This window comes from Erwinia sp. PME.40.26/001 (assembly GCF_055556675.1).
Window position 1 is genome coordinate 1 of sequence record NZ_JBVHNP010000303.1, and the last position, 253, is coordinate 253.

The following is a 253-nucleotide window of genomic DNA, read 5'->3' on the forward strand; positions in this document are numbered from 1 at the left end:
TCGTTCGGCGTCGTCCACCGGTTGTCCTGCTGGAAGAACGAGCGCGCGTCGTCGACGTGGTAGACGCCGAGCATCGAACGCTGCACCTTCATGAGGTCGGTCGGGTACCGCACGTGGCTCATGAGGTCGGCCGACATGTCGCTCCACGGGTGGAGGCTCGACGGGTAGATCTTCTGCCAGGCCTGCAGGATCGGGTCCTGGTCGTCCCAGGCGTAGAGGGTGACGCTGCCGTCGTAGGCATCCACGGTCGCCT

At 65.6% G+C, this 253-nt stretch carries 1 protein-coding gene; it reads right to left on the reverse strand.

What is annotated here, in order from left to right:
• Positions 1-253, reverse strand: a 253-nt coding sequence (locus ACZ3HG_RS24285; protein ID WP_465335026.1) for a UPF0182 family protein, incomplete at both ends; no start/stop codon positions are given.